General features: G+C 44.9%; 17 protein-coding genes. 9 read left to right on the plus strand and 8 right to left on the minus strand.

The genetic code is table 11. The annotated features are described in order from the left end of the window. The first annotated feature begins 10 nt into the window (after nucleotides 1-10). Nucleotides 11-382: a DMT family protein gene (locus tag ACFS25_RS06160; protein ID WP_381497638.1), complete on the plus strand. Its 372-nt coding sequence runs from the start codon at nucleotides 11-13 to the stop codon at nucleotides 380-382. A 15-nt stretch (nucleotides 383-397) separates the two neighbouring features. Here ACFS25_RS06160 and rfaD read toward each other — a convergent pair whose 3' ends face one another. Then, the gene (rfaD, locus tag ACFS25_RS06165) at nucleotides 398-1,363 is read right to left on the minus strand and encodes an ADP-glyceromanno-heptose 6-epimerase (protein WP_381497640.1); all 966 of its coding nucleotides are present in this window, start codon (nucleotides 1,361-1,363) and stop codon (nucleotides 398-400) included. 271 nt (nucleotides 1,364-1,634) lie between these two features. Between rfaD and ACFS25_RS06170 the strand changes: the two genes are divergently transcribed. Both ACFS25_RS06170 and lpxB read left to right on the plus strand, forming a co-directional pair. Continuing rightward, nucleotides 1,635-2,051 carry a 6-pyruvoyl trahydropterin synthase family protein gene (locus ACFS25_RS06170; RefSeq protein WP_381497642.1) on the plus strand — a complete coding sequence of 139 codons (417 nt, stop codon included), beginning with the start codon at nucleotides 1,635-1,637 and terminating at the stop codon, nucleotides 2,049-2,051. A gap of 3 nt (nucleotides 2,052-2,054) precedes the next feature. After that, nucleotides 2,055-3,206, plus strand: coding sequence for a lipid-A-disaccharide synthase (gene lpxB / locus ACFS25_RS06175; protein ID WP_381497644.1), 1,152 nt, complete (start codon nucleotides 2,055-2,057; stop codon nucleotides 3,204-3,206). A 7-nt stretch (nucleotides 3,207-3,213) separates the two neighbouring features. Here the strand turns inward: lpxB and ACFS25_RS06180 are convergent, their stop codons facing one another. Then, entirely contained in the window at nucleotides 3,214-3,780 is a 567-nt protein-coding gene (locus tag ACFS25_RS06180; RefSeq protein WP_381497646.1) for a 1-acyl-sn-glycerol-3-phosphate acyltransferase, read from the minus strand. Between the two features lie 304 nt (nucleotides 3,781-4,084). Continuing rightward, complete coding sequence (hisB, locus tag ACFS25_RS06185; RefSeq protein ID WP_381497647.1) at nucleotides 4,085-5,233, minus strand: bifunctional histidinol-phosphatase/imidazoleglycerol-phosphate dehydratase HisB; 1,149 nt, start codon at nucleotides 5,231-5,233, stop codon at nucleotides 4,085-4,087. A 293-nt stretch (nucleotides 5,234-5,526) separates the two neighbouring features. Between hisB and ACFS25_RS06190 the strand changes: the two genes are divergently transcribed. Then, the gene (locus ACFS25_RS06190; RefSeq protein WP_381497649.1) at nucleotides 5,527-6,561 is read left to right on the plus strand and encodes an NYN domain-containing protein; all 1,035 of its coding nucleotides are present in this window, start codon (nucleotides 5,527-5,529) and stop codon (nucleotides 6,559-6,561) included. Nucleotides 6,562-6,563: 2 nt separating this feature from the next. Beyond that, the gene (gene pabB, locus ACFS25_RS06195) at nucleotides 6,564-7,895 is read left to right on the plus strand and encodes an aminodeoxychorismate synthase component I (protein ID WP_381497651.1); all 1,332 of its coding nucleotides are present in this window, start codon (nucleotides 6,564-6,566) and stop codon (nucleotides 7,893-7,895) included. 72 nt (nucleotides 7,896-7,967) lie between these two features. Here pabB and ACFS25_RS06200 read toward each other — a convergent pair whose 3' ends face one another. Continuing rightward, complete coding sequence (locus ACFS25_RS06200) at nucleotides 7,968-8,348, minus strand: hypothetical protein (RefSeq protein ID WP_381497653.1); 381 nt, start codon at nucleotides 8,346-8,348, stop codon at nucleotides 7,968-7,970. A 336-nt stretch (nucleotides 8,349-8,684) separates the two neighbouring features. On the opposite strand from ACFS25_RS06200, the gene ACFS25_RS06205 reads away from it, so the two are divergent. Both ACFS25_RS06205 and ACFS25_RS06210 read left to right on the plus strand, forming a co-directional pair. Continuing rightward, nucleotides 8,685-11,528, plus strand: coding sequence for a TonB-dependent receptor domain-containing protein (locus tag ACFS25_RS06205; protein ID WP_381497655.1), 2,844 nt, complete (start codon nucleotides 8,685-8,687; stop codon nucleotides 11,526-11,528). Between the two features lie 31 nt (nucleotides 11,529-11,559). Continuing rightward, a complete protein-coding gene (locus ACFS25_RS06210) occupies nucleotides 11,560-12,306 on the plus strand; it encodes a GLPGLI family protein (RefSeq protein WP_381497657.1) in 747 nt (248 codons plus the stop codon). Between the two features lie 50 nt (nucleotides 12,307-12,356). On the opposite strand, the gene ACFS25_RS06215 is transcribed toward ACFS25_RS06210, so the two are convergent. Next, nucleotides 12,357-15,245, minus strand: coding sequence for a glycoside hydrolase family 9 protein (locus ACFS25_RS06215; protein WP_381497658.1), 2,889 nt, complete (start codon nucleotides 15,243-15,245; stop codon nucleotides 12,357-12,359). Nucleotides 15,246-15,670: 425 nt separating this feature from the next. Here ACFS25_RS06215 and ACFS25_RS06220 point away from each other — a divergent pair, with 425 nt between their 5' ends. Then, the gene (locus ACFS25_RS06220; protein ID WP_381497659.1) at nucleotides 15,671-17,641 is read left to right on the plus strand and encodes a CotH kinase family protein; all 1,971 of its coding nucleotides are present in this window, start codon (nucleotides 15,671-15,673) and stop codon (nucleotides 17,639-17,641) included. Between the two features lie 238 nt (nucleotides 17,642-17,879). Here ACFS25_RS06220 and ACFS25_RS06225 read toward each other — a convergent pair whose 3' ends face one another. From ACFS25_RS06225 to ACFS25_RS06235, 3 genes are all read right to left on the minus strand, one after another. Further along, entirely contained in the window at nucleotides 17,880-18,428 is a 549-nt protein-coding gene (locus tag ACFS25_RS06225; RefSeq protein ID WP_381497660.1) for a DUF4468 domain-containing protein, read from the minus strand. A 179-nt stretch (nucleotides 18,429-18,607) separates the two neighbouring features. Continuing rightward, nucleotides 18,608-19,930, minus strand: coding sequence for a DEAD/DEAH box helicase (locus ACFS25_RS06230; protein WP_381497662.1), 1,323 nt, complete (start codon nucleotides 19,928-19,930; stop codon nucleotides 18,608-18,610). Between the two features lie 72 nt (nucleotides 19,931-20,002). Further along, the gene (locus ACFS25_RS06235; protein WP_381497664.1) at nucleotides 20,003-21,790 is read right to left on the minus strand and encodes an outer membrane protein assembly factor BamB family protein; all 1,788 of its coding nucleotides are present in this window, start codon (nucleotides 21,788-21,790) and stop codon (nucleotides 20,003-20,005) included. A 334-nt stretch (nucleotides 21,791-22,124) separates the two neighbouring features. Between ACFS25_RS06235 and ACFS25_RS06240 the strand changes: the two genes are divergently transcribed. Then, nucleotides 22,125-23,465, plus strand: a complete 1,341-nt coding sequence (locus ACFS25_RS06240; protein ID WP_381497666.1) for a DEAD/DEAH box helicase — start codon at nucleotides 22,125-22,127, stop codon at nucleotides 23,463-23,465. Nucleotides 23,466-23,680: the final 215 nt, after the last annotated feature.

The following is a 23,680-nucleotide window of genomic DNA, read 5'->3' on the forward strand; positions in this document are numbered from 1 at the left end:
CCATTTGCCAATGAAAGGGCTTTACTGTGTATTATTATTAACGTTGTCGAACATTTTTATGACTTTGGCCTGGTATGGTCATCTTCAGGTTAAACAGTATCCAATGCTGGCAAAACTGTCTCTTTTTGGCATAATTATGCTGAGTTGGGGGCTAGCTTTCTTTGAGTATATTTTTCAAGTGCCCGCCAACCGAATAGGATCAGATGAGACAGGTGGACCGTTCTCCCTTTTTCAGCTCAAAACCGTTCAGGAAGCTGTTTCGCTTACGGTATTTACACTCATTACCGTATTTGTTTTTAAAACTGATAAACTAGCCTGGAATCACCTTGTCGGTTTTGTATTCCTTGTGATTGCCGTATTTTTTATCTTCAAAAAATGGTAGGCGTGGCTGGGTTATTTACAAATAGTCTTCCTTACTCAGGTAGTTCGTTACATAATCGGCAATTCCATCTTCCAGCGATGTAAATGGCCGGTCGTAGCCGATGGAGCGCAGCTTGGCCATGTTAGCCTGGGTGAAGTATTGGTATTTGTCGCGAATGTCAGCAGGAGTATCAATAAAGCTGATCTCGGGTTCGAGGCCAAGTGCCTGGAATGTGTTCTTAACTAGGTCGAGAAAAGTGCGGGCCTTACCGCTACCAAGATTGTAAATGCCGGAATTACGCCGGTGGTGCATCAAAAACGAACAAACTTCCACCAGATCTTTTACGTAAACGAAATCGCGCATCTGCTCACCATCGGCAAAGTCGGGGTTGTGCGACCGAAACAACTTCATGGCGCCGGACTCTTTAATCTGTCGGAATGCATGAAAAATTACGGAAGCCATCCGGCCTTTGTGATACTCATTCGGACCGTAAACATTGAAGAATTTCAGTCCAGCCCAGAAAAACGGTTTGCGTTCCTGCTCTAATGCCCAAATGTCGAATTCGTTTTTCGAGTCGCCGTAAGGATTGAGGGGTTTCAACTGCGGAATCAACGATTCGTTATCATCATATCCTAATTCACCCAGGCCATACGTTGCCGCCGATGAGGCATAGACGAGGGGTATCTGATATTGAATGCAGCGATGCCATATCTGCTTGGAATACTCTACGTTTAGATGCTCGAAAATCTGGCGGTCAAACTCGGTTGTATCGGTGCGGGCACCGATATGAAAAATAAATTCGACCTCATGATAATTCTGGTCGAGCCAGTCAAAAAACACCTCTCGATCTACCCGCTCCTGAACCCGCTTTCCGGCTAAGTTGGCTTCTTTTTCAGGATATGAAAAATCATCAACAGCAATGATGAAATTGAAATTTTCCTGATTCAGCTTGCTGATTAAACAGCTTCCAATAAAACCGGCGGCTCCCGTAACGATAATCATAAAGTGGTAGTCGTAAAGGTATTTGTATTGATAATTAGGTAAGTATCAGAGTAAATAAGGCGAAAACGGCTGTAAAGATACGTGTTTTTACTTCGACAAATGAATAGCGTATTTCCTGATTAAATTGCATTTTTTTGATATACGTTTGATCACTCACCAGCTATACGTTTGGCGGTATACATTACTTTTATAGCGTCGGAACTGTTCGTACCTTTGTAGCCAATTTTATCAAATTGGCGTTTCTGGCAACCGCCCCATCTAAACCAGAAAAATGGTATATATCAACAGAATTGAGCATTTTAACGCGGCTCACCGGCTCTATAATCCAGCCTGGTCAGAAGAGCGTAACAAAGAAGTATTTGGTCCCTGTGCGAACATAAACTGGCATGGGCACAACTTCGAATTAATTGTGACGGTGAAGGGTGAACCCGATCCCGACACGGGCTTTGTGATTGACCTGAAGTTGCTGGGTGACATCGTTAAACGAGAGGTTATCGAGAAGGTGGATCACAAAAACCTGAACCTTGATGTGGACTTCATGCAGGGTAAAATGGCTAGTTGCGAAATCTTCATTATGGAAATCTGGAAGATTATCGAACAGGCACTTGAACCCGTCACCGAGGCTCATCTACACCAACTTCGACTCTACGAAACCCCGAAAAATTTTGTGGATTATTTCGGCGAATAACCCATGAACTACTACTTGATTGCTGGTGAGCGTTCCGGCGATTTGCACGGCGCGAACCTTATTCGCGCCATTCGTCAGTACGACCATACGACGGCCCAGCCTGAGGCTACTTTTCGGGCGTATGGGGGTGAGCAAATGGAAGCCGCCGGGGCCGTACTGGTGCGTCATTACCGAGAAATGGCGTTTATGGGTTTCTTGGAAGTGGCGAAAAACCTCGGCACCATTCGTCGGATTTTACGCGAGTGTCAGGCTGATTTGTTGGCTCACCGGCCCGACGTACTCATTTTGATTGACTATGCCGGGTTCAATCTTCGTATGGCTCGTTTTGCCAAAAAGAATGGTATTAAGGTGTTTTATTACATATCGCCGAAGGTGTGGGCCTGGAATCAGCGTCGGGCACTTAAGATAAAGGCGAATGTCGATAAGCTGTTTACAATTCTGCCTTTTGAAACGGAGTTCTTCGCCAAGTACGAGTATGATGTTGAATATGTCGGTAATCCGCTTTTAGATGCCCTCGCTGACTTTCATCCTGCTAATGCATTTAGTGAAAAAATTGGGTTAGACGAGCGTCCTGTTATTGCTTTATTGCCCGGCAGTCGTCGTCAGGAAATTACGTCTATACTTCCGGCTATGTTAAGCGCAACCCGACAGTTTCCCGGTTATCAATTCGTGGTTGGAACAGTAACTAATTTGCCCGATACGCTGTATGATAGCTTGTTAGCTGACTACCCAAATGTGCTTCGTGTTAGCGATGCAGCCTATGATTTATTACATGTGTCCACAGCCGCGCTCGTTACATCTGGCACCGCTACACTCGAAACTGCGCTGTTGAACATCCCGCAGGTAGTTTGTTACAAAACAACAGGTATCACATACGCCATTGCCAAACACCTGATTTCAGTGCCGTTTATTTCGCTTGTGAATCTGATTGCAGGCCATGAAATTGTAACCGAATTGATTCAAAACGACCTTACCCCCGACCGTATCACCGCCGAACTTAGTGTTATCCTGCCGGGGGGAGCACGACGGGATGTACAGTTAGCTGGTTACGCTGATGTGCAGAAAAAGATGGGTGGACCGGGAGCTTCAGAACGAGCCGGCCGACTGATGGTGGAGGAGCTACGTAAGAAAGTAGGATTGGCAGATGCGAAATGAAAGCGGCTTACTCAATCACACCTGTTTCTTCCCACTGCGTTAGCCAGTCTTTTTTAATACCGTGAACCTGGGCGAAAAATTCATAGAAAGGCACCATATCTGTTGAATAATCGCCGGTTACATAGAGCGGTTCACTCAACAGAATTAGTCTGCGGGGCCAGTCGAAGCCAACCAGAATAAGGGGAACGTTGGCTTTTAAGGCGATGTAATAAAATCCCGTTTTCAGCTTATCGACATTGCTGCGTGTACCTTCGGGGGCGATGCAAATATGGAGATGCTCGTTCTGATCGAATACATCAACCATCGCGTCCACTAAATTATGAGACTTATCGCGGTAAACCGGCTTTCCACCCAACGCTCGAAATAACCAGCCTGAATACCAGTTGAATAGCGAACTTTTGGCGAGGAACTGAATCCAGATATGGATAGTTGGACGGATTCCGAGGCCAAGCAAAAAATCCCAATTGGTAGTATGTGGAGCCACTGCCCAAATTGCTTTCGGCACAGTCGGGATGGGTCCAACAACCCGCCATCCCCAACGTTTAAATGACCAACGGGTAAGGGTACCCAGCATATGTAATGATATACCGGGACGCCGGCTCGTTTAACAGTTATCAGTAAACAGTTGCTTTCAGCAGCGTCTGTTTACTGATAACTGCTCACTGAGTTAATACTTCCGGTCGTTGCGCTCTAACCAACGGCCAGTTACAAAAGCAGACGCTAGCAGTACCGCGTAGAAAAGAAGTGTTAAAGGTGTTGATAAATCCATATCGATGTTCAGTTGAATTCTGATGCAAAAGTACGAGGAAAACCCAATGGCTCAAACAAGGTCTGGCTGTTTGTCTGATTTATAAACCAAACACAGGCTGTTTGAGTTATTATAAAACACCTTTTGTGCTCGGTAGGTTATCCAATTCGTTAATATCACGCCGGACAGCCATTTTAATAGCTTTGGCGAACGCCTTAAAAATAGCTTCGATTTTGTGGTGTTCGTTGTCCCCTTCGACCTTAATATTCAGGTTACAGAGGGCGGTGTCAGAGAACGATTTAAAGAAATGATAAAACATCTCGGTTGGCATATCGCCAATTTTCTCTCGCCGAAACTCAGCATCCCAGACTAACCAGGGCCGCCCCGAAAAATCAATGCCCACCTGCGCTAGTGCTTCGTCCATTGGCAGCAGAAAACCGTAGCGGCTAATGCCTCGTTTGTCGCCAAGGGCACGACGGTAGGCTTCACCGAGAGCTAGGGCTGTATCTTCAATGGTGTGGTGTTCGTCAATATGCAGGTCACCATCAACGTTGATGGTGAGGTCGGCACCGGAATGTTTCGCTACCTGATCGAGCATATGGTCAAAAAAGCCAATGCCTGTATGAATATCGGCCCGACCGCGTCCGTCGAGGTTTAATTCGACCCGGATTTGTGTTTCTTTTGTCGTACGCTCAATAGTGGATTGGCGGGCGGGTAAGCGCAAAAACTCGTAAATTTTATCCCAATCGTCGGTTTTAAGGACAATAGCCTTTTGCATAGCCTCAGTTAAGCCCTCAACATCAGCGGCTTGTACCGTATCCAAGCCATTGGGTGGCAGAAACAGAATTGCCTTGGCGCCAAGATTTATAGCTAATTGAACATCGGTTAGCCGGTCACCGATAACGTAACTATCGGCAAGGTCATAAGGAGCCTCGAAATAGCGGGTCAGCATTCCGGTGCCGGGCTTTCGGGTGGTCGAATTGTCGCGCGGGAAATGTCGGTCTATGTGGACGGCTGAGAAATTGATATTTTCGCCCGCAAATGTGTCCATCATCTTAGTATGAGCAGGCCAGAATGTATCTTCAGGAAAGGAATCGGTGCCGAGGCCATCCTGATTGGTGACCATAACGAGTTCATAGTTCGTTTCTTCGGCAATTTTACGCATGGCCGAAATCGCTTTTGGAATATAGTCGAGTTTGGCTAGTGAATCAACCTGCTGATCGGGCTGTGGCTCGGCGATAAGCGTTCCGTCACGGTCAACAAATACTACTTTTTGCATAATTCGTATAAGAGAAATACGACAAAGATACAGTTGGAGCGTATTACAAACGAAATTATACTACTTTTGTAGCAAGAGTTCTCTATAGTTGTCTTTACCGTTTCTATCAGTATCCATATCCTCTCTTTAATTTATTCGTTGCGGCTACAGTTTTTATCGTACTGTTACAATAATCGCCTGTAAATAAAGCTGTTCGTAAACCATAATTTATATAATCTAGATAGCAGTTAAGAGAACAACTATTTATAATCGAATTCCATAATAATACACCTAATAAACTCTTAGTTAGAAACATGCCAGCAGCATCCAGATTAACCCGCGTTGGGGTTTTTTATGACGGAAATTATTTTCTACACGTAAGCAATTATTATAATTATTCTCACGAACGGCGCAGTCGCATAAGTATTTCGGGTTTGCACGCGTTCATTCGGCGACAGGTGGCCGAAGAAGAAGGCGTGAATGAACGTTTATGCCAGATTGTAGATGCACACTATTTCCGGGGGCGGCTAAATGCCCATGAAGCGAATCAGCGGGGTAACCAACTGTTTTATGACCGCTTATTCGACGATATTCTGATGTCGGAGGGTGTTGTAACGCACTATTTGCCTGTAAAGACATACCAGGGTTACCGTCAGGAAAAAGGAATTGATGTATGGTTGGCACTTGAGGCATTCGAGTTGGCTCAGTACAAGAAATTCGATGTAGTGGTACTGATCACATCTGATGGTGACTATGTACCACTCATTCGCAAACTAAACACGCTTGGCTCACGGATTATGGTGCTGAGTTGGGATTTTGAATTCCTGAATGAACAGGGTGAAAAACAGGTGACCCGCACATCACAAGACCTATTGGAGGAGGTTTCCTATCCAGTTGGTATGCATGGACTCATTGATGACCGGAGCCGCCGGAATGATATGGTGATTCAAAATTTATTTGTGAAACAGCAGGCCCGTCCAACCTTCACAGCGGTGCCAAGTAGTACCAGTAGTAGTGGCAGCACTTACAGTAACAGCCATAGCTTTGGAGCCGGTCTTAGTGCGAGTGATGCGTATGAAGAAGCGTACCAACCATCTGACGAGCCAAACTATAACCTTGCTGACACGATAGACGACGACCCCGAAGGCCGAAAAGTTAGTACGATACGCAGCCTGAAAACGGGCTATGGTTTTGTGAATTATCCGCCCAATAACCTGTTTTTTCACTATACAAGTTTAATCGATACCGACTTCAACGAATTACAGGTAGACGATGAAGTTGAATTTACCGTTGGCCGTAATGCCGAAGGAAAAGATATAGCGGTAGATGTCCGACTGCTGCCCGTATAGTGATGAATAGCGTTCGTGTGTCGGTTAAAGACTTGCCGGCCTGGCGTTTGCAGGCGTTGGCCTGGGCAACTGCTCAGGAGGCACACGAAAACGGTTTTGTCGCATTTCTGAACAATAACGAGATTACTTATCCCAATGACCCCTTTCCAAACCGATTGTTTGTCGGAACGAAACGGGTCATTGCCTTTTCAGGTGAGAACGCGGTCGGGTCAAACGCATTTCAGGAATTGCAGAATGCCCATCAAGAGCATCCATCGTTTCTGGTAGGCTATTTTGGCTACGACCTCAAGAATCAACTTGAGACGCTGACTAGCCGAAATCCGAATCGGCTTAATTTTCCAGACTTTTATTTTGCTGAGCCAGAGTGGATTATCGATTTCGAATGGCAAAATGATTTGGAAGGTACAGTAGTGATATGGGGTGAGGGCGATGTGAATGAATTGTTGGAGCAGATAGTAGCCTATGCCCAATTCCATAGGCCAAGCTCTATTCTCCAGGCGACTCCCCACAAAGTTAACTGTCGCGTTACACCAGAAGAGTACCAAGCAACTGTTCGCCGAATTCAGGCGTACATTCTGGCGGGCGACGTGTATGAACTGAATTACTGCATTGAGTTTTTTAGTGAGAATGTTCAACTCGATCCGCTGGCCATTTACCACGCGTTGACCACACGATCGCCCATGCCGTTTTCGAGTTTTCTGAAAATCGGTGACCGTTATGTAATGGGTGCTTCACCAGAGCGGTTTTTAAAGAAAGTAGGCCGAAAAATACTGTCACAACCCATCAAAGGCACTATTCGGCGTGGGCAAACCCCCGAAGAAGACGCCAGCCTACGTGCTCAGCTTTTAAATTCTGAAAAAGAACGGGCCGAAAATCTGATGATTGTTGATCTGGTAAGGAACGACCTCGCCCGAAGTGCCGAAACCGGTTCTGTACATGTCGACGAATTGTTTGGTATTTATGGTTTCCAGCAAGTGTATCAGATGATTTCGACCGTCTCGGCAACGCTGCGAGAAACTGTTTCCTGGGCTGAAGCTATTCGAAATGCCTTCCCGATGGGTAGTATGACAGGAGCGCCGAAAATCCGGGCGATGGAGTTGATAGATGAACTGGAAGTTAGTCGGCGGGGTGTTTATTCAGGGGCAATAGGCTTTGTAACACCTGACGGCGATTTTGATTTCAACGTCGTTATCCGAACGCTACTATACGATGTCCAAAGTCAGTACGCATCCTTTTCAGTAGGAAGTGCCATTACCTATGATGCCGACCCAGCGCAGGAATGGGATGAATGTTTGCTGAAAGCACGAGCTATTCGGGAGGTGCTGGAAGGGTAATACTTTGTTAAACAGAAAGGCAATTTATCATCATTTTATTGATGATAAATCGCCTTTCTGTAACTTAGATAATTAGCGTTGAGGTGGAGTCGTTGGCGTACTGGATGAACCACTACCTGATGTACCGCTGCCTGATGTGCTGTTACCGCCATTCATGCTGCCACTGCCCGACTTTTTCGTACCCTTCGATTGACCTTTCATGGAGCCTTTGCCCATTGAGCCAGAACCCGATGTGCTACCCATTGATCCTGAACCCGACGAACTTGAACCAGAGCCCATCGAGCCAGAACCCATAGAAGATCCTGACGATGATGAGCCTGTTGAACCAGAGCCTGTAGTTGAGCCACTACCTGACCGCTTGCTGTTGCCATTGTTGGTACTACCTCCTTGTTGGGCCATTGCTGAACCGGCCAGAAACAAGGCTACTGATAGCATTGCGATTGTCTTTTTCATAACGAGAATTTATTTTATCTATACTGCTGTATATTCCTAGTGTCAACTTTATGTATTTTTATATGTTCATTAAAATTTGATGAAAATTGTCAAAATAATTATTTAGCACTGTATTAAAAAAAACAGCCTTAGCTGTGTGGAATTATTCACTATTTTTTCTCTTACGTTCTACTGCTTGCAACGATTCAGTCTAGAAATGACTCATTATGAGTGCAGTTAGCCTTTAACTAAATTCGCTACTATAATTTTAGTTAAAAATCGTTAACTAAATAACCAGTGTGTCTTGTTACGATTAGCTTTGCCCTGTCACCATGTTCTCCTTATTCCTAACTTTCCATGAAAAACCTTTTCTTACTGGCCGTACTATGTCTGCTTTCGGCGGCACTTTATGCGCAGAGTCCAGTCAGCCCACCTCGTTTTACATTGCAGGGCCGGGCTGTTGATACCTCAGCCGCTCCGTTGCCTGCTTCGACAGTCATGTTGCTGAGTGCCAAAGATTCATCGCTCGTTAACTTTACCCGCACGGGCGAAAATGGCTCGTTTTCATTCAAAAACCTCAAGGCAGCCAACTATGTGTTAAAAATTTCCTTCGTGGGTCTCATTCCCTATAATCAGGTAATTAAGCCAACAGGCGAGGCTGTAATTGACCTTGGTGCGCTAAAGCTAAAACCCATTACCCGAGAGTTAATGGAGGTTGTGGTTAGAACGGCAAAGGCACCATTGACCATTAAAGGCGATACGATTGAGTATAACGCTAGTTCGTTCAAAGTGCCGCCTGGCTCAACCGTCGAGGATTTATTGCGTAAATTACCTGGTGTGCAGGTCGATCAGGACGGTAACATACGGGCGCAGGGTCAGGATGTAAAGAAAATGACGGTCGATGGTAAGAATTTCTTTGGCAACGATCCGAAGCAAGCGACAAAAAATTTGCAGGCCGAAGCCATCTCGAAAGTGCAGGTTTATAATGACAAAACGGAGCAGGCTAAACTGACGGGCGTTGATGACGGCAAGAAGGAGAAGACCATTAATCTGGAGCTGAAGGAAGAGTTTAAGAAGGGTGGTTTTGGTAAGATAACGGCAGCAGCAGGTCCGGCGTCAAACAATGTATCGACGCGGGCTGAAGTAAAAGGCAGCTATAATAAATTCAACGCCAAGCATCAGTTTTCGCTGGTGGGGTTGGGTAACAATACAAATCAACAGGGCCTGTCGCGTGATGATTACCAGGATTTTCGGGGTAGTAATGCGTATAATTCTAATCAGAATGCTGATTTTGGTTTCAGCGGAGGCAACTACTTTTACTTTTCAGATAGTGGCGATGAAGGGTTGGGGATTCCCGTAAGCGGGCGTCAGGGAGTTGGCTTCTCCAACAATGCGGCTGGTGGTGCCAATTATAACTTTGACACAAAGGAGAAAAAATGGAGTGGTAGTTATTATTACAACCAGACTCGGCTGGAACTCGATGCGCACCGGCTCAGTAATAACACGCTGCCGCAGAGTGAATATACGAGAGACGAAACTAGTAATCAGGTTAATTTCAATGGGAATCACCGGCTCAGCCTGCGCTACGAAAAACAGATTGATTCGCTCAATACGTTGGTGTTTATCAATAACAGCCGCTACGGATCCGGGAACGCCCACCTTTTTCGGATTCAGGATCTGGCCCGCAGTAACGGTGCTACAACACACAATGAAAGCAGCAACAACAGTGATCAGCGTCAGTTTGCTACATCGAACTCGCTGATTTACCGGTTGAAAATGCATAAAAAGGGACGGAGTTTTGCCGCTAGTGCCACCTACGAAGTAAATACGAACAATTCTACACTGTATCTGGACTCTAAAAATACGTATTCTGGTCCCATTAACGCAGCCGACAAATCGCCTGATATTCACCAGGATCAGCGAAATGACATTGTGCGGACTGAATACAAAGCCAGTTTGCAGTACGTGGAACCTTTTGCCAAGCGATTTTTCTGGGAAACATTCTACAATTTTAGTCTACGCTACGACGAGGTAGACCGCGATGTATTTAATCGGGGCGACAATAATTACATCCACAACGACTCATTGAGCCTGTATTATAAAAACAACTATATATACAACCGGCTGGGCAGCAGCGTTCGCTACTCGTTCAAGGGACTAAATGTATCGGCGGGGTTGGCAGTTCAACGCTTCACCCTCAATGGTCGGTTTGCACCTGACCAGACGTCTGCGACATTTACACCTATTAGCCGGGTCTTTACAACCCTAATTCCAAACGTTAACTTAAATTATGATCTGAAAAATAACCGGTACCTGTATGGAGGATATAACGTAAGTGTTCAAATTCCAACCTCACTGCAATTACAACCTGTCAGAAATAACAGCAATCCATTGTTTATCAACCAGGGTAATCCGGATCTGTTGCCGCAGTTGGGACATAATGTAAACGTTGGTTTCAACTACTTTAATCCGGGCAGTTTCATTAACATGTACATCGGTATAAATGGTACCAAGTACGTCAATCAGATTGTTAACAGCCAAAACACGGACCCTCAGACACTAATTACCGTTATCAAACCTGAAAATCTTCCGGGCGGCCAGAACTTTGGTTCGTATATTGGCTTTGGGTTCCCACTCAAGAAAACCAAGGCGACGCTGGATCTTAACGCCGGTACGAATTTGGGTAATAACCCAGCCAGAATCAATAATGTCTTAAATGACACACGCTCTCAGAATTATAATGGAGGAGCACGCTTAAGCCTGACGCCTGTTGAGTGGCTGACATTTTACGGAAATGCCAATCTTAGCGTAACGAATACGCAGTTTTCTATTGGCTCCAATCTTAATCAGGCATTCATTAACAATAATTTCAGTGGCGAATTAACCCTGAAACTGCCGCACGATCTATACATCAATACGAATCTTAACTACAGGATTAGCCGAAATGCGCAGTTAAATTTTGATCAACGAATTCCCATCTGGAACGCATCCATGTATCATATTTTGGGTAAAGCTAAACGGGCCGAAATACGATTAACAGCCGTTGACATGCTCAACCGGAACGTGGCTGTTACGTTAAACCGAGGGGTCAACTACACACAATCGGAGACTATTCAGACGTTGGCGCGGTATTTTACGCTGGGCTTTACGTATAATATGCGGGGCGTTCAGGCTAAAATGCGCCGGGACGGATTTTTCTGATCCACTCATAATGTCAATTCCCTTACCTATCATGAAGAAACTATTTATTGTACTCTGCCTGCTAACCAGCTCGATGGCGGTGGCCCAGAAAACAGAAGGTGTCGCTACCTATGTTCGTAAAGAATACTGGCTGAAGATTACGAACCGAATGACGTTTTTGAGTCAGGAGCAAAAGGACCGCATGGCGCAGACATGGAAAAACTGGGCAGATGATAATAAAGGCATCAAGATGAAACTGGCCTTTAGTACCAACGAAAGCCAGTATACGTATAATAGCGATGAACCTGAAGAAGGCGGGTACTCGTGGCGAAAATCAGAGTTTTTCTTATACCGAAATTTCGAGAAGGACAAAAAGACGGATGTTATCGAAATGTTGGGTAAAACGTATATTGTTGATGATTCACTACACGCACCAGTATGGAAAATTGGGAATCAGATTAAAGACGTAGCGGGCTATATCTGTATGAAAGCTGAAACTGAAGACCCAATCAAAAAACAGAAAATCACGGCTTGGTTTGCGCAGGACATTCCTGTTTTGGCCGGGCCGGAACGGGTGAATGGTCTGCCGGGGTTAATTCTGGAACTGGATATCAACGACGGAGATGTTATCATTGAAGCCATCAACGTAACGTTCAGAAAACTAACGCCCGACGATCTTAAATTGCCCAAACTGAAGGGCAAGAAAATTAACGACGCGGCCTACAATACGCTGATCCGCCAATATATTGGGGAGCAAATGACGGCTCACCAAAACCCATATTGGGAGATTCGGTATTAACGGTTTTCGCTCTAAGCCGTGATGTATCTTAAAGCGAAAACCAGTCGGGTTTAATTTCCCAACGTCAACTTTCCCCCAGTTATATACGTCAGTTTGCCTTTCAGCTCCATCGTTTTTGCATTGACTAGTGCATTAATAGACACAACATGATTCGGCTGAATGACAACCCGATCCGTAAGGGCGGGAGTACGGCCACAAGCCCAGGTAGTTGGGTCATTCCAATTGCCTGACTTCACACTGGTTACTATATCGGTATAACACAACGATTGGGCTAATAAGCGCAAATAAGCCCCCTGCGAATAAATGGCCGGTTCGTTGAGTTGCCATGAATTTTCGGGATAGCTGGTATTCCAGGCTTTATACGATTTCTGAACAGGCTGGTTTTGCGGAGGAGCAATTACTGGTCCGGCATAAGCCGCATCGGGGGCGTAGGTAGGGTTAGCACCGCCCATCAGATAGCCGGGTGGAGGATTGAAATCGAATACTGTGCCATCTCCAAACCAGGAATGATACATGGTTGGAGCCGACATTTCGGCCCCGTATGTTCCCATGTTTGTCAGATAGCAATAAGCGGTGGGATTTACGCCGTGCAGGTAATGGATAAAGCCCATGCCTGCATCCCGGTAGTTATTTTTATTATTCGCATCCTGGTTATAGGTGTTCATACTGAAGAACATATTTCCCTGATGCGCTTTGGTTTCGTTACTGCCCCACGTATAATTATCATCTTTCAAAAAGGCCCGGTACGCATCGGACTGGTTTAGATAGGCGGGTAAGTTGTCGCTGTTATTCGTCTTTAAACTAGCTGTGTATGTTGACAAAATAGCGTTTTTAACACTGCTCGTCGCACCCGGAGCGCGGGCGTAGTACAATAGCGCATCCTGATACGTAGCATCAAACGGATAGGCGAATCCCCATTGAATCAAGTGGATTTGACTGTAATTCGCATCAAAAAAGGTCTTGTATGAATTGTCGCCAGTCAAAACATACAGGAATGCTGATGCTGCTACGCGCCGGGCCAGCCGGTCATGATCTGCATAAGTTGCTGCCACACTCTGGAAACCAGCATTGTTGAACAACACCGCTGGATTGCTATTGGCCCAGGTAAACGCATTTTGGGCGGCTAACCTAAGGGTATCGCTATACAGTTGCATCCGTGGATTATTGAGCGATTTGAACTGGATGGCGGCTAAGGCAAATACAGCAGCTCCCGTGGAAGTAGCATCGGTACTGGCGGCCCCATACCTCCTGATATGCGTATCAGCACTTGGTGGCGACGTAGCACTAAAGTCCGTTACCGAAACTTTGTGAAGTAATGACCCATTGGTTTGCTGCATACGGCGCAGCCAGTCGAGTTCCCATTTCACTTCGTCTAATAAATCAGGTATGCCATTACCCGATTCGGGAATTGCAAAATCATCGGTCCAGGCTACCGGATTTTCCTGATAGGCCAGCAACATATCAACAAGAGGTCCATACGTAAATGGGACGTATTTGTTGTAATCGCCAGCATCGAACCAGCCGCCTTGCAGGTTTTGCGATGTAGCCGAGGATGCGTTACTCACTAATCGGCAGTCTTTATCCTGTTGGGCACCCAAAAAAGCGGCCCCATCTATCCAGGGAGTTTGGGCGTAAGGCGTTTGTTTAGCAAAACCGCTTCGCTGGTAGAAAAAGACTCTGGCAGCCTGTTTAAGCACATTTTTATAAACTGTATTACCAATCTCAAAGGAATAAGACCGCTTTCTCTGGATTGAGTCATACACATAGTACGTACCCGCGGCCTGTACTTGCGAAAAATCGAACCACCAGACCTTGTCGCCCGACTGGGCATGGGTTGCGCCACTATTCCAGGTTTTGGGTGTTCCCCGAAAAACCACCGCGTCGTTAGCCGTTTGCCTGATTTGATAGTAACTGGATGGTGTAAATGGTTCGGCTGAATTGTAACCAGTTTGCGGATTACTAATGACGGCAATTTTGGTAGCCATTGGCAGGTATCCAAACTGGTCAATTTTTAGATGATTGTTTACTTCAGAGAACGTGTTTAACTGGTAATTTTTGAAAAAACTCCAGATCGTTTGCGCCACATTGAATTGTGAACTCCATCCGTGTGTAGCATCTTTAGTCATGAGCAAAACAACCTTTTTTCCGGACCCGCAAAACGTCAATGAATCTACATTTGGGTTAAAAGCGGTCGTTGAATACGTACCCCAATTGTTGCAGTTCAGACCCGCGTATGTTGACAATGGCCAGGCATAAGCGGGTGTTTTGGGATAAGGAACAATGGGTGGAGTAACTGTGGGATCACCTTTGCTATGAATGTGTAGAATAGGTACTGGCGTGTAGTTAGTAGCGGTAAAGTAAGTATTTAGGTATGTGTCGTTACCCCATAAACTGGCTGCAACCGGCGCAAAAGCCGCAATTTTATTGGGTAAAGCCATGCTTAGATAGTAGCACATAAATCCTCCGCCTGAGTGCCCGGTTACGTAGACACGATTTCGATTTATGCGGTAATTCTGGGCAAAGTAATCAATCAAGTCTGATGTAAATAAAACATCGTCGGGGGCCTTGGGATCGGCTGGTGCTGGACCATTAGAATCACCTGTTGTGCCAAATCCGGGGGCCTTGTCAGCATATTTATTAAATTGAATTCCGCCACCAACGCTAACCGCATCGGGATAAACAGTAATAAAGTTTTGTGTATTGGCAAGTACATCCAGGCCAGCGTATGCCTGAAAAGAAGCACCCGTTCCACCGTCACCGTGATAGGCAATAACGAGTGGTAGGTTGTCTTTATACAGATTGCTGGGTAGGTGGTAGGAGAACGTACGAGCACGACCGCCAGAAACTAATTTTCCTGTACTATTTACAGGTATTTGCGACTTAACTACGAACGAAATAAATAAGCTTATAACCGAAAAGGTAACTAGAGAAACTCTCATAATTCCCAATGTTTACGTTAAATAAAATTGGTCGTGTTACGGAAAATAGGCTGACGGCTACGACACCGAAGAAAGCAATACAGTTGATAAGTAGAATTTAATGAAGCCAACTTTTTTGGGTTTTCGCCGTGACAATCGTTTGGTTTACTCCTGACTTTCGACACGATTTATGCCCAGAGTCAAGCTTGATAGCCGCCACATCGTATACACTGTTATAGGTTGTCAGCATGTTGGTAGAGCACAAACTATTAACCGTATTAGATCGGTGTTTATATACGCTGAATTTACTGTTTCATCTAAATAAGTGGTTGACATTCAGATAGTTACTTTAGGGGCCAATAATTGCTGTCGTAAATGCAACAATTAACTCGCACAAAGCGTATCTGCTTAGTAAAAACGTAAATACCTCTTGGATAAACTAGACTATGCTGCTTATCACTTGTAATTTACGCAAAGCAATATTACTTATTGTTACTATTTTTGTAGAATTATTAACAGCAAGAGCTCAGTTAGTTTTTGAGGCTGGCCAATATCATGTTGATGAAAAGCTTCATTTAATTATTTGCAATAGAATTCCGGCTACTATAGAGTCTGGAACTTCATCTGTCTTTTTCGATAAAAGCTATGTTTTTTCTTCTCCTATAAATACGATTCAAGTTGGTTTGCCTTATAGTGTTTCTTTCAATGAGGATACATACAAACTCTATTTTACTCGTCTGCCGATAGTAACGCTTAATGAGAAAGACAGCATACAGCAGGACATTTATGCCAGTGGTTTGCTTAATATAGATGATACAACAGGAGCGGTATATAAATCAAGTATAGGAATTAAAATTAGAGGGGCTTACTCAAGCACGTTTCCTAAAAAATCGTATCACCTTCAACTCTGGACGGACAGTACCGGCAACACTACTCAGGATGAATCGATCTTCGGAATGCGTAGTGATAAAACATGGTTATTATTGGCAATGTATAATGAAAAATTACGCCTTAATAATAAATTATCACACGATCTATGGTTGAAAATACATAAGCTTTATTACGCTGATTTAGAGTCGGATGCTCATTCTACAATTCGCTCACGATACGTTGAAGTAATTTTAAATGGCGACTATCAGGGAGTCTATCTGTTTACAGAGGATATGGATCGAAAACAGTTGAAATTGAAGAAGCAGACAAATGCAGATAACGGAGGTGAATTATATAAAGGAGACTCATGGGATATTGGCACTTTATTTACCGGTGTGCCAACTCTTCCCAGTGTATCGACAGAGTTATGGGGAGGTTGGGAATTGAGCTACCCAGATACAACTAACTGGAAAAATCTTTACGATTTTACCAACTTTGCTGTAACCTCCTCCGACAGTACGTTTAAACAAAAAATTTCGACGAAAATTAGACAAGATAATTTTGCTGATTATTTTATTTTCTTGAATCTATTACGAGCTGAGGATAATACGGGTAAAAATCTATTCCTGGCTCGAGATAATGTTAATGAGCCTTACTTTATAGCCCCATGGGATTTAGATGGGACATGGGGGTATTATTGGGATGGAAGCCAAAAAAATACTACAAACGATGTGCTATCCAATAGTTTATTTAACCGGCTCCTCACTACTCAATCATTTAAAAATCAACTCACTACACGTTGGTTTTCGCTACGAAAGACGACTTTGTCGATAGATAGTTTATATGGGTCAATTAATGCTAATTATGAATTTTTATCCAAAAATGGTGTCTATGAAAGAGAAAATATGAAGTGGGCTGGAGATTTACTTTCGTATGGAAATGATGAACATGCATATATTCAAAATTGGGTGAGCGAGCGGGTAAATTGGTTAGATACTTACTTCAAAAGCATAAATAATGAGCCTACTGTTTATGCTTTCGATGCAACTATTGCTGGAACATCTGTATTGCTGGAATGGAGCGCAAACTGTTCAGACATTTATTCGTTTGATATAGAGCGTAGTACCGATAGTTTAAACTGGAATTTACTTAATACCTATCCTATTATTTCCAACGACTCTACTACCTGCCAATATACGTTTACAGATATTAATCCCAGCGTAGGGAAAGCATACTACCGTTTAAAAGTTGCCGACAAGGAAAGCGCTATTTCTTACAGTTCCGTTCAACAAGTAAAAATTGACTTAACAGCCTTAAAATCCAATGCTGTTCAGGTATTTCCAAATCCAGTTTCAACTACATTGCAGGTGTTGGGAAGTGTAGAAAAAATAAATGTTTATTCCGCTCTGGGAATGGCAATCTATGAATCAGATAGTTTGACGCCTAATACGGTAGACGTAAAGAAATTTCCAACTGGCCTATATCTGGTGCGAGTTACTCAGAAAAATGGTGTTATAAATACGTATAAAGTGTTGGTAAATAGATGATAATAATAATTTTGTTGCGCCTTAATTTAACGTAGTGAGAGGCCAATTCTGGTTAACCACCAGCTCTGACTTCCTGGTGCCCAAAATAAGGGGACAAAAGCGAACATGACCCCAATGGCGGGCAGATATAGATTTAGAAAGATAAGTTTCCCGTGACCCAACCCTATAAGCGGTTGGTTGAGAGCAACGATAAAGCTCGCCACTGAGAGCAGTAGTATCCAAGCCAATTCAGGCCCCATCAAAAAGGTTTGTAATTTTTTACATTTTCCTGAAGCGAAGCCAGCTTACTCTTAAGTTGTAAATCAAGTTCTGAATAGACAGCCTGAAGATCGGTTGGGTTTTTCTGGCAGTATAGTTCGATTGGTATAGATTTGGTGCCGTTATCCTGCACGTCGATCTGTGTAATAGTCGCCCGGTATTTACGGTTGGTGCATTCAATGACAAAACTGTAATGAAATGTATAAACGCCACCGGCTGAACTCTCCGAGCGCGGTACCGTAATCTCCTGCGAAACTCGCCCGACTAAGTCACCGGTTTCTTTGTCACTTAGCGAGAATGTATCGTTAGCTGAATGACACGACTGGACTACCGATAGCCGAGCTCTTCTGAACAGATCAGCCTGCGAAACACTACCACAGTCGGCTATGTCTGTGTAGGTCACTTTTTGGAAAACTACAGGTAGAATACCGTGTAGTTTTCCGTTCGTAATAACTGGTGGGCAACCAGCCAACTCGTAGCTTACGCTTGATAGACAGGTCATTAATAGGCCAAGAGCAACAGTGTACATGATTTATGAAGTTGAATAAGGTGGGAAAAAGCGGAAAGCAATTGTGTAAACCTGCTCAAATGTAGATAAGAGGGTAAGGTCATGTCCAGCCAGACTTGATAACCAGTTGACCTGGGTAAACAACTGGCAGAAAAAGCACTGTAGTTCGCTTTAAATCACTCTAATCAGCTTATCACTCCTCAACGAGCCACCTCAATCTTATACTTCTTCCCTTTCATTTTCTCCTGACTGATCTCTGCCAAAAGATCCTTAACCTTCTCCTGTTTAACAGCGGCAAATGAGATAAAATCCTTAACTTCAATAAGACCTAAATCACCTTTGTCGAGTTTCCCTTTTTGGGAGAAAAAACCAACGATGTCGACTTTGTTGAGTTTGTTTTTTTTGCCACCACTCACATATAGCGTCACAAAATCGGGTGGCTTGGGCAATTGGTTTTTAGTTGAGAGAAACAACTCATCAAGCGATTTATCGAGGTAGGCCGGAGGAGATTCATCATTAGACAAAATTACGTACGCTGTTCCCGCTGTGTGCATCCGGGCTGTCCGACCGTTGCGATGCGTAAACTCGTGTTCCTGCAACGGCAAATGATAATGGATAACGTGTTTCATTTCGGGAATGTCCAATCCCCTAGCCGCTAAGTCAGTCGTTACCAGATACCTGGTACTACCATTTCTGAATTGAATTAATGCTCGTTCGCGGTCGGCCTGTTCCATCCCGCCATGATATACGAGCGAATGAATACCGCGTTCTTCCAGTAATTCGCTGGTACGTTCGGCAGCTTCCCGATGGTTACAGAAGATCAATGCAGATTCCGAATTCAGGGAGCAAAGCAGCAGAAATAACGTGTCAATTTTATCCTTCGACTCCGAGTAGACCACTTTTGTTGTTAACCCCGCCTGTTCATTGGCTTCAGCAGTAAACGTTAGAGTCGTTGGTGATTTGAGCCGGATAAAATCAGGAATAGTGATTCCCGAGGTAGCTGAAACCAGAACGCGTTTTCGGAGATTTCGCAAACCATTGATAATAAAGTCCATTTCATCGTGAAATCCCAACGCCAGCGACTTGTCGAATTCGTCTAGTACCAGTGTATGGATGCCTTCCAGCGAGAAAGATCGGCGGGTAATATGGTCAGAAATTCGGCCGGGTGTGCCAATCAGAACGGCTGGTGGATTGCTCAGATTCTTGATTTCGGTCTCGACTGAATGACCACCGTAGCACACATTTACTTTGTAGCCCGTCGCCATCTTTTTCCACACTTGCTCAATTTGCATCGCTAACTCGCGCGAAGGAGATAGAATAAGGCATTGTACGCTTGTCTGGTCAGGCTTGAGCAAATTGAGAATGGGCAACAGAAAGCCTACGGTCTTTCCGGAACCAGTGGGCGCAATTAAAAACGTATCGTTATCTTGTCGGATCGCTTTTTGAGCAGCTTCCTGCATTGGGTTTAAGGCCGCAATACCCAGGTTTTCCAAGATTTGTGCTTGTTGCTGAGGGGTTATCATACTGTAAAAGTAACCCAAAATACCGGGCTCTCGCTGTGGAGTCTATCAATGATCTGCCACAGTGAGCCTACTTTATTTGTCAATCTCAAATGCAAGCAACACGTTTCCAGGGAGTTCGCCAAATAACCCGTAGCCAGAATTGACAAACACCATACCATCGGCTACCACCGGCGATGGACCATCCAGCGAGCCACCTTGCCCCTTAATACCGTTAACCGTTTCGAACTCCCGCAGCGTATCGTAATCCCAGAGAATTTTTCCGTCTACCGTTGAATAAGCCCGAATATGACCGTCTAATGCTCCGGCGAATACAACACCCGGTATTACTGTCGGCGCGGCTGAGTTGGCTTCGATGCACTGTTTCCGTTCGCCACAGGACGGTGAAGCAGCTTTCCAGATTATCTTACCCGTAGCGACTTCCAGCGCATAAAGTCCTGGGGCCGGTCGATGTAGCGAGTCTGTCTTTCCGAACAGCGCATACTTATTATCAGCATTGGCCGCGTACACGTATTGGCCATCGGTTGCCATACCCCAGTGAATGCCACCCAGCGCGCTGCCTAGGCCAATGGATGTTTTCCAGAGGAGTTTTCCATCATCGGGCGCTAATCCGTAGACCATCGCAGATTTTTGACCGACAACCAGTATGTCTTTGCCGGAAGGCTGTTTCACTAAAATAGGGGCCATGCCAAAATCAAAGTCACTTCCTGGTTTTTCGGGACAGTTTGGACCACCGGGACAGCCCATGTTCCAGGCATCATTCTGGGTTGCCTGAAATGTCCAGGCTAATTTGCCTGTTTTTAGATTCAAGGCCTGAATGGCATCGCTGGTATTGGTCGGTGGGTTGGTATAGTTTTCGCCGGTACCAATGTAAAGTAATCCCCGTTTCGTATCGACGGTTGGACTGCACCAGACGATGGCACCCGCCGGTCCGTAAGATGGCTCTCCATCTTTCTTCTTTCCGGTAATTTTAGCCTCTTCCGCGATAACCCGATGACGCCATACTTCCTCGCCTGAACGAGCCTTCAGCGCGACCACTTCGCCCGACGATGAACAGCAGGGATAGGAGGGGAGCAGGACAGAGACTACTTCCAGTGAAGTAAGGGGTACATAAACGATGTCGTCAAATACCACCACCGAACCCGTGTTAGCGGATTGCGCATGTTGACCAATTCGTTTTTCCCACAAAAGCTTTCCTGTCTTTACATCAAGCGCATAAACATTAGTGCTGTTATCGGCAAAAAATGCCTGTAATCCATTCGCGTTCTGAACGACGCTGATGGCTCCCCGAATGGCTGATTTGGCTGCAAAGTGCCAGCCTATCTTCCCGGTTTGTTTATTCAGACAGTACACATCGCCAAATTGGGTACCTATAATCAGCCAGTCGCCAACGATAGCTGGTTTACTCCTGACCTGATTAACATCTGGAAAAGCAAACGCCCATTTAAGCTTAAGGGAGCCTACTGTAGCCGCAGATATACCCGCCTGCTTAGCTGTGCGATAGCCGGTCCCTTCGAGATCACCACCCCAGCCGGAGTGGAGTACGGCTACTTTTTTCTGAGTCGGTAGAGAAAATTCGGTGTATGCTTCCTTCGGTATAGGTGTTTCTGTCAGCGCTTTATTCGTTAACCACTGCGCAACGGATTTTCGTTGTTCAGGTGTAAGGTCCTGGGCTTGCACGCGCATTTTTCCCGATTCCAAAGCCGCCAGAATCGCTCGGGGTGGCATCTGGCTAAGAATAAAATGGCCTGGTGCTTTCAAGGATGCTTCGGCTTTATGACAGCTGTTGCAGGTCGTCATGTAAACCTGCTGGCCTACTTTCATTACTGCCTGATCTAGTGCCTGTCCTAGACAGGTCGCCATCCAAACAAAGGAAATAACTATAAACAGCCAAAAACGCCTTCTGACAGATTGTTTCGTAGTGTCCATAGCAGGTAAGAAGTTCAGTATCAGCAATCCTGTACACTCGCAAAGAACAACCGATGATACATAAAAGTAGGAGACACCGACAAAGGGGAAAGTCTTTTATGACGAATGGTTATTTAGTTTGGATAAACCTGGGTTAATGTGGAGTGGATTAACCGCTGATAAAAAGAAAGCCTCACTTTTTACAGCGGTTACCGTGTCATAAGTCAGACCAGACTAACAGGCGTGTCAGGGATAAAGCTTACCTTCGTTATCTGTAGATGACACAACTATGACTTTCGACGAACTGAATCTGAATAAACCCCTTCTGAATGCTTTAGATGATTTGGGTTACACAACGCCCACCACTATTCAACAAAAGGTATTCTCGGTCGTGATGTCCGGTCAGGATGTGTGTGGAATAGCGCAAACAGGAACGGGCAAGACATTTGCTTATCTGTTGCCCTGTCTTCGGCAATTTCAATTTTCAAAAGAGAAACTCCCCCAATTATTAATCATCGTTCCTACGCGTGAACTGGTCGTACAGGTAGCCGAAGCGGCTAGAAAGCTAACCACCTACATGAACCTGACGGTGGTAGGCGTATATGGTGGCGTTAATATGAAGGCGCAGCTGGCGGAGGTACAACAAGGGCTGGACATATTGGTCGCTACTCCAGGCCGACTGGCTGACTTGCTGTTGAATGGGGCGTTAAAGACGAAAGCTATCAAAAAACTTGTCATTGATGAATTCGACGAAATGCTGAATCTTGGGTTTCGTACCCAGCTGAAAATAATTCTGGATTTGTTGCCTCATAAACGGCAAAATCTCTTGTTCTCAGCTACACTCACAGACGATGTAGAACAACTAATCAATGCGTATTTCAATAAGCCGGTTCGCGTAGAAGCGGCACCTACGGGCACGCCTTTAGAAAACATTGAACAGACGGCTTATCTGGTTCCTAACTTTTATACGAAGATAAATTTGCTGACGCTTTTGCTGAACCGAAATTCAGTAATGACCAAAGTGCTGGTGTTTGTTGCGACTAAGCAACTGGCAGACCAATTGTATGATCACCTGGAAACGGAGTTCCCCGATCAGCTAAGTGTTATTCACTCAAATAAAGCGCAGAATCAGCGATTTGAGGCTGTCAATAAATTTAAGGATGGCACTTACCGTATCCTGATCGCTACTGATATTATAGCCAGAGGTATTGACGTAGCCGACGTATCGCACGTGGTTAATTTCGATTTGCCGGATGTACCCGAAAACTATATTCACCGAATTGGGCGAACCGGACGAGCTGATAAAACAGGAATAGCCATCTCGTTCATTACGGAGAGCGCAAAAGAACAGCAGGCGGCCATCGAGAAATTGATGAATCAACCGATTCCCCTGCTTCCTTTACCGGAAAGCCTTGTTATTTCAGACGAACTAACCGACGATGAGAAGCCTAAGGTATACATGAAAACCGTTGAGGTCAAAATACCAAAACGGGAAGAAGTGGGTCCGGCTTTTCATGAGAAAAGTGACAAGAATAAAAAGGTAAATGTCCGGCGCGATATTGCCGCTGAAAAAATGCTGAAATACGGCAGACCAATTAAGCGGGTTGGTGGGAAGAAAAAGAGAGAGTAGGTGATTTAATCAATGCCATTTTAGGCCGGTAAATCCGCAACGGATTTTTCCGTTCGATAGACAATCGTCGGGGTATAGTCGGGGTATAATGGGGTTCCAGAATGTTCGTCCGGCTGGTCCTCGCCATTATCTTGGGAAATTACAACGACAAAGACGGCGCAGTTTTTCGTAAACTGCGCCGTCTTTGTCGTTGTTCATTTGCTACGTTTGTAAAA

This window comes from Spirosoma flavum (assembly GCF_042686045.1).
Taxonomy (GTDB): domain Bacteria; phylum Bacteroidota; class Bacteroidia; order Cytophagales; family Spirosomataceae; genus Spirosoma; species Spirosoma flavum.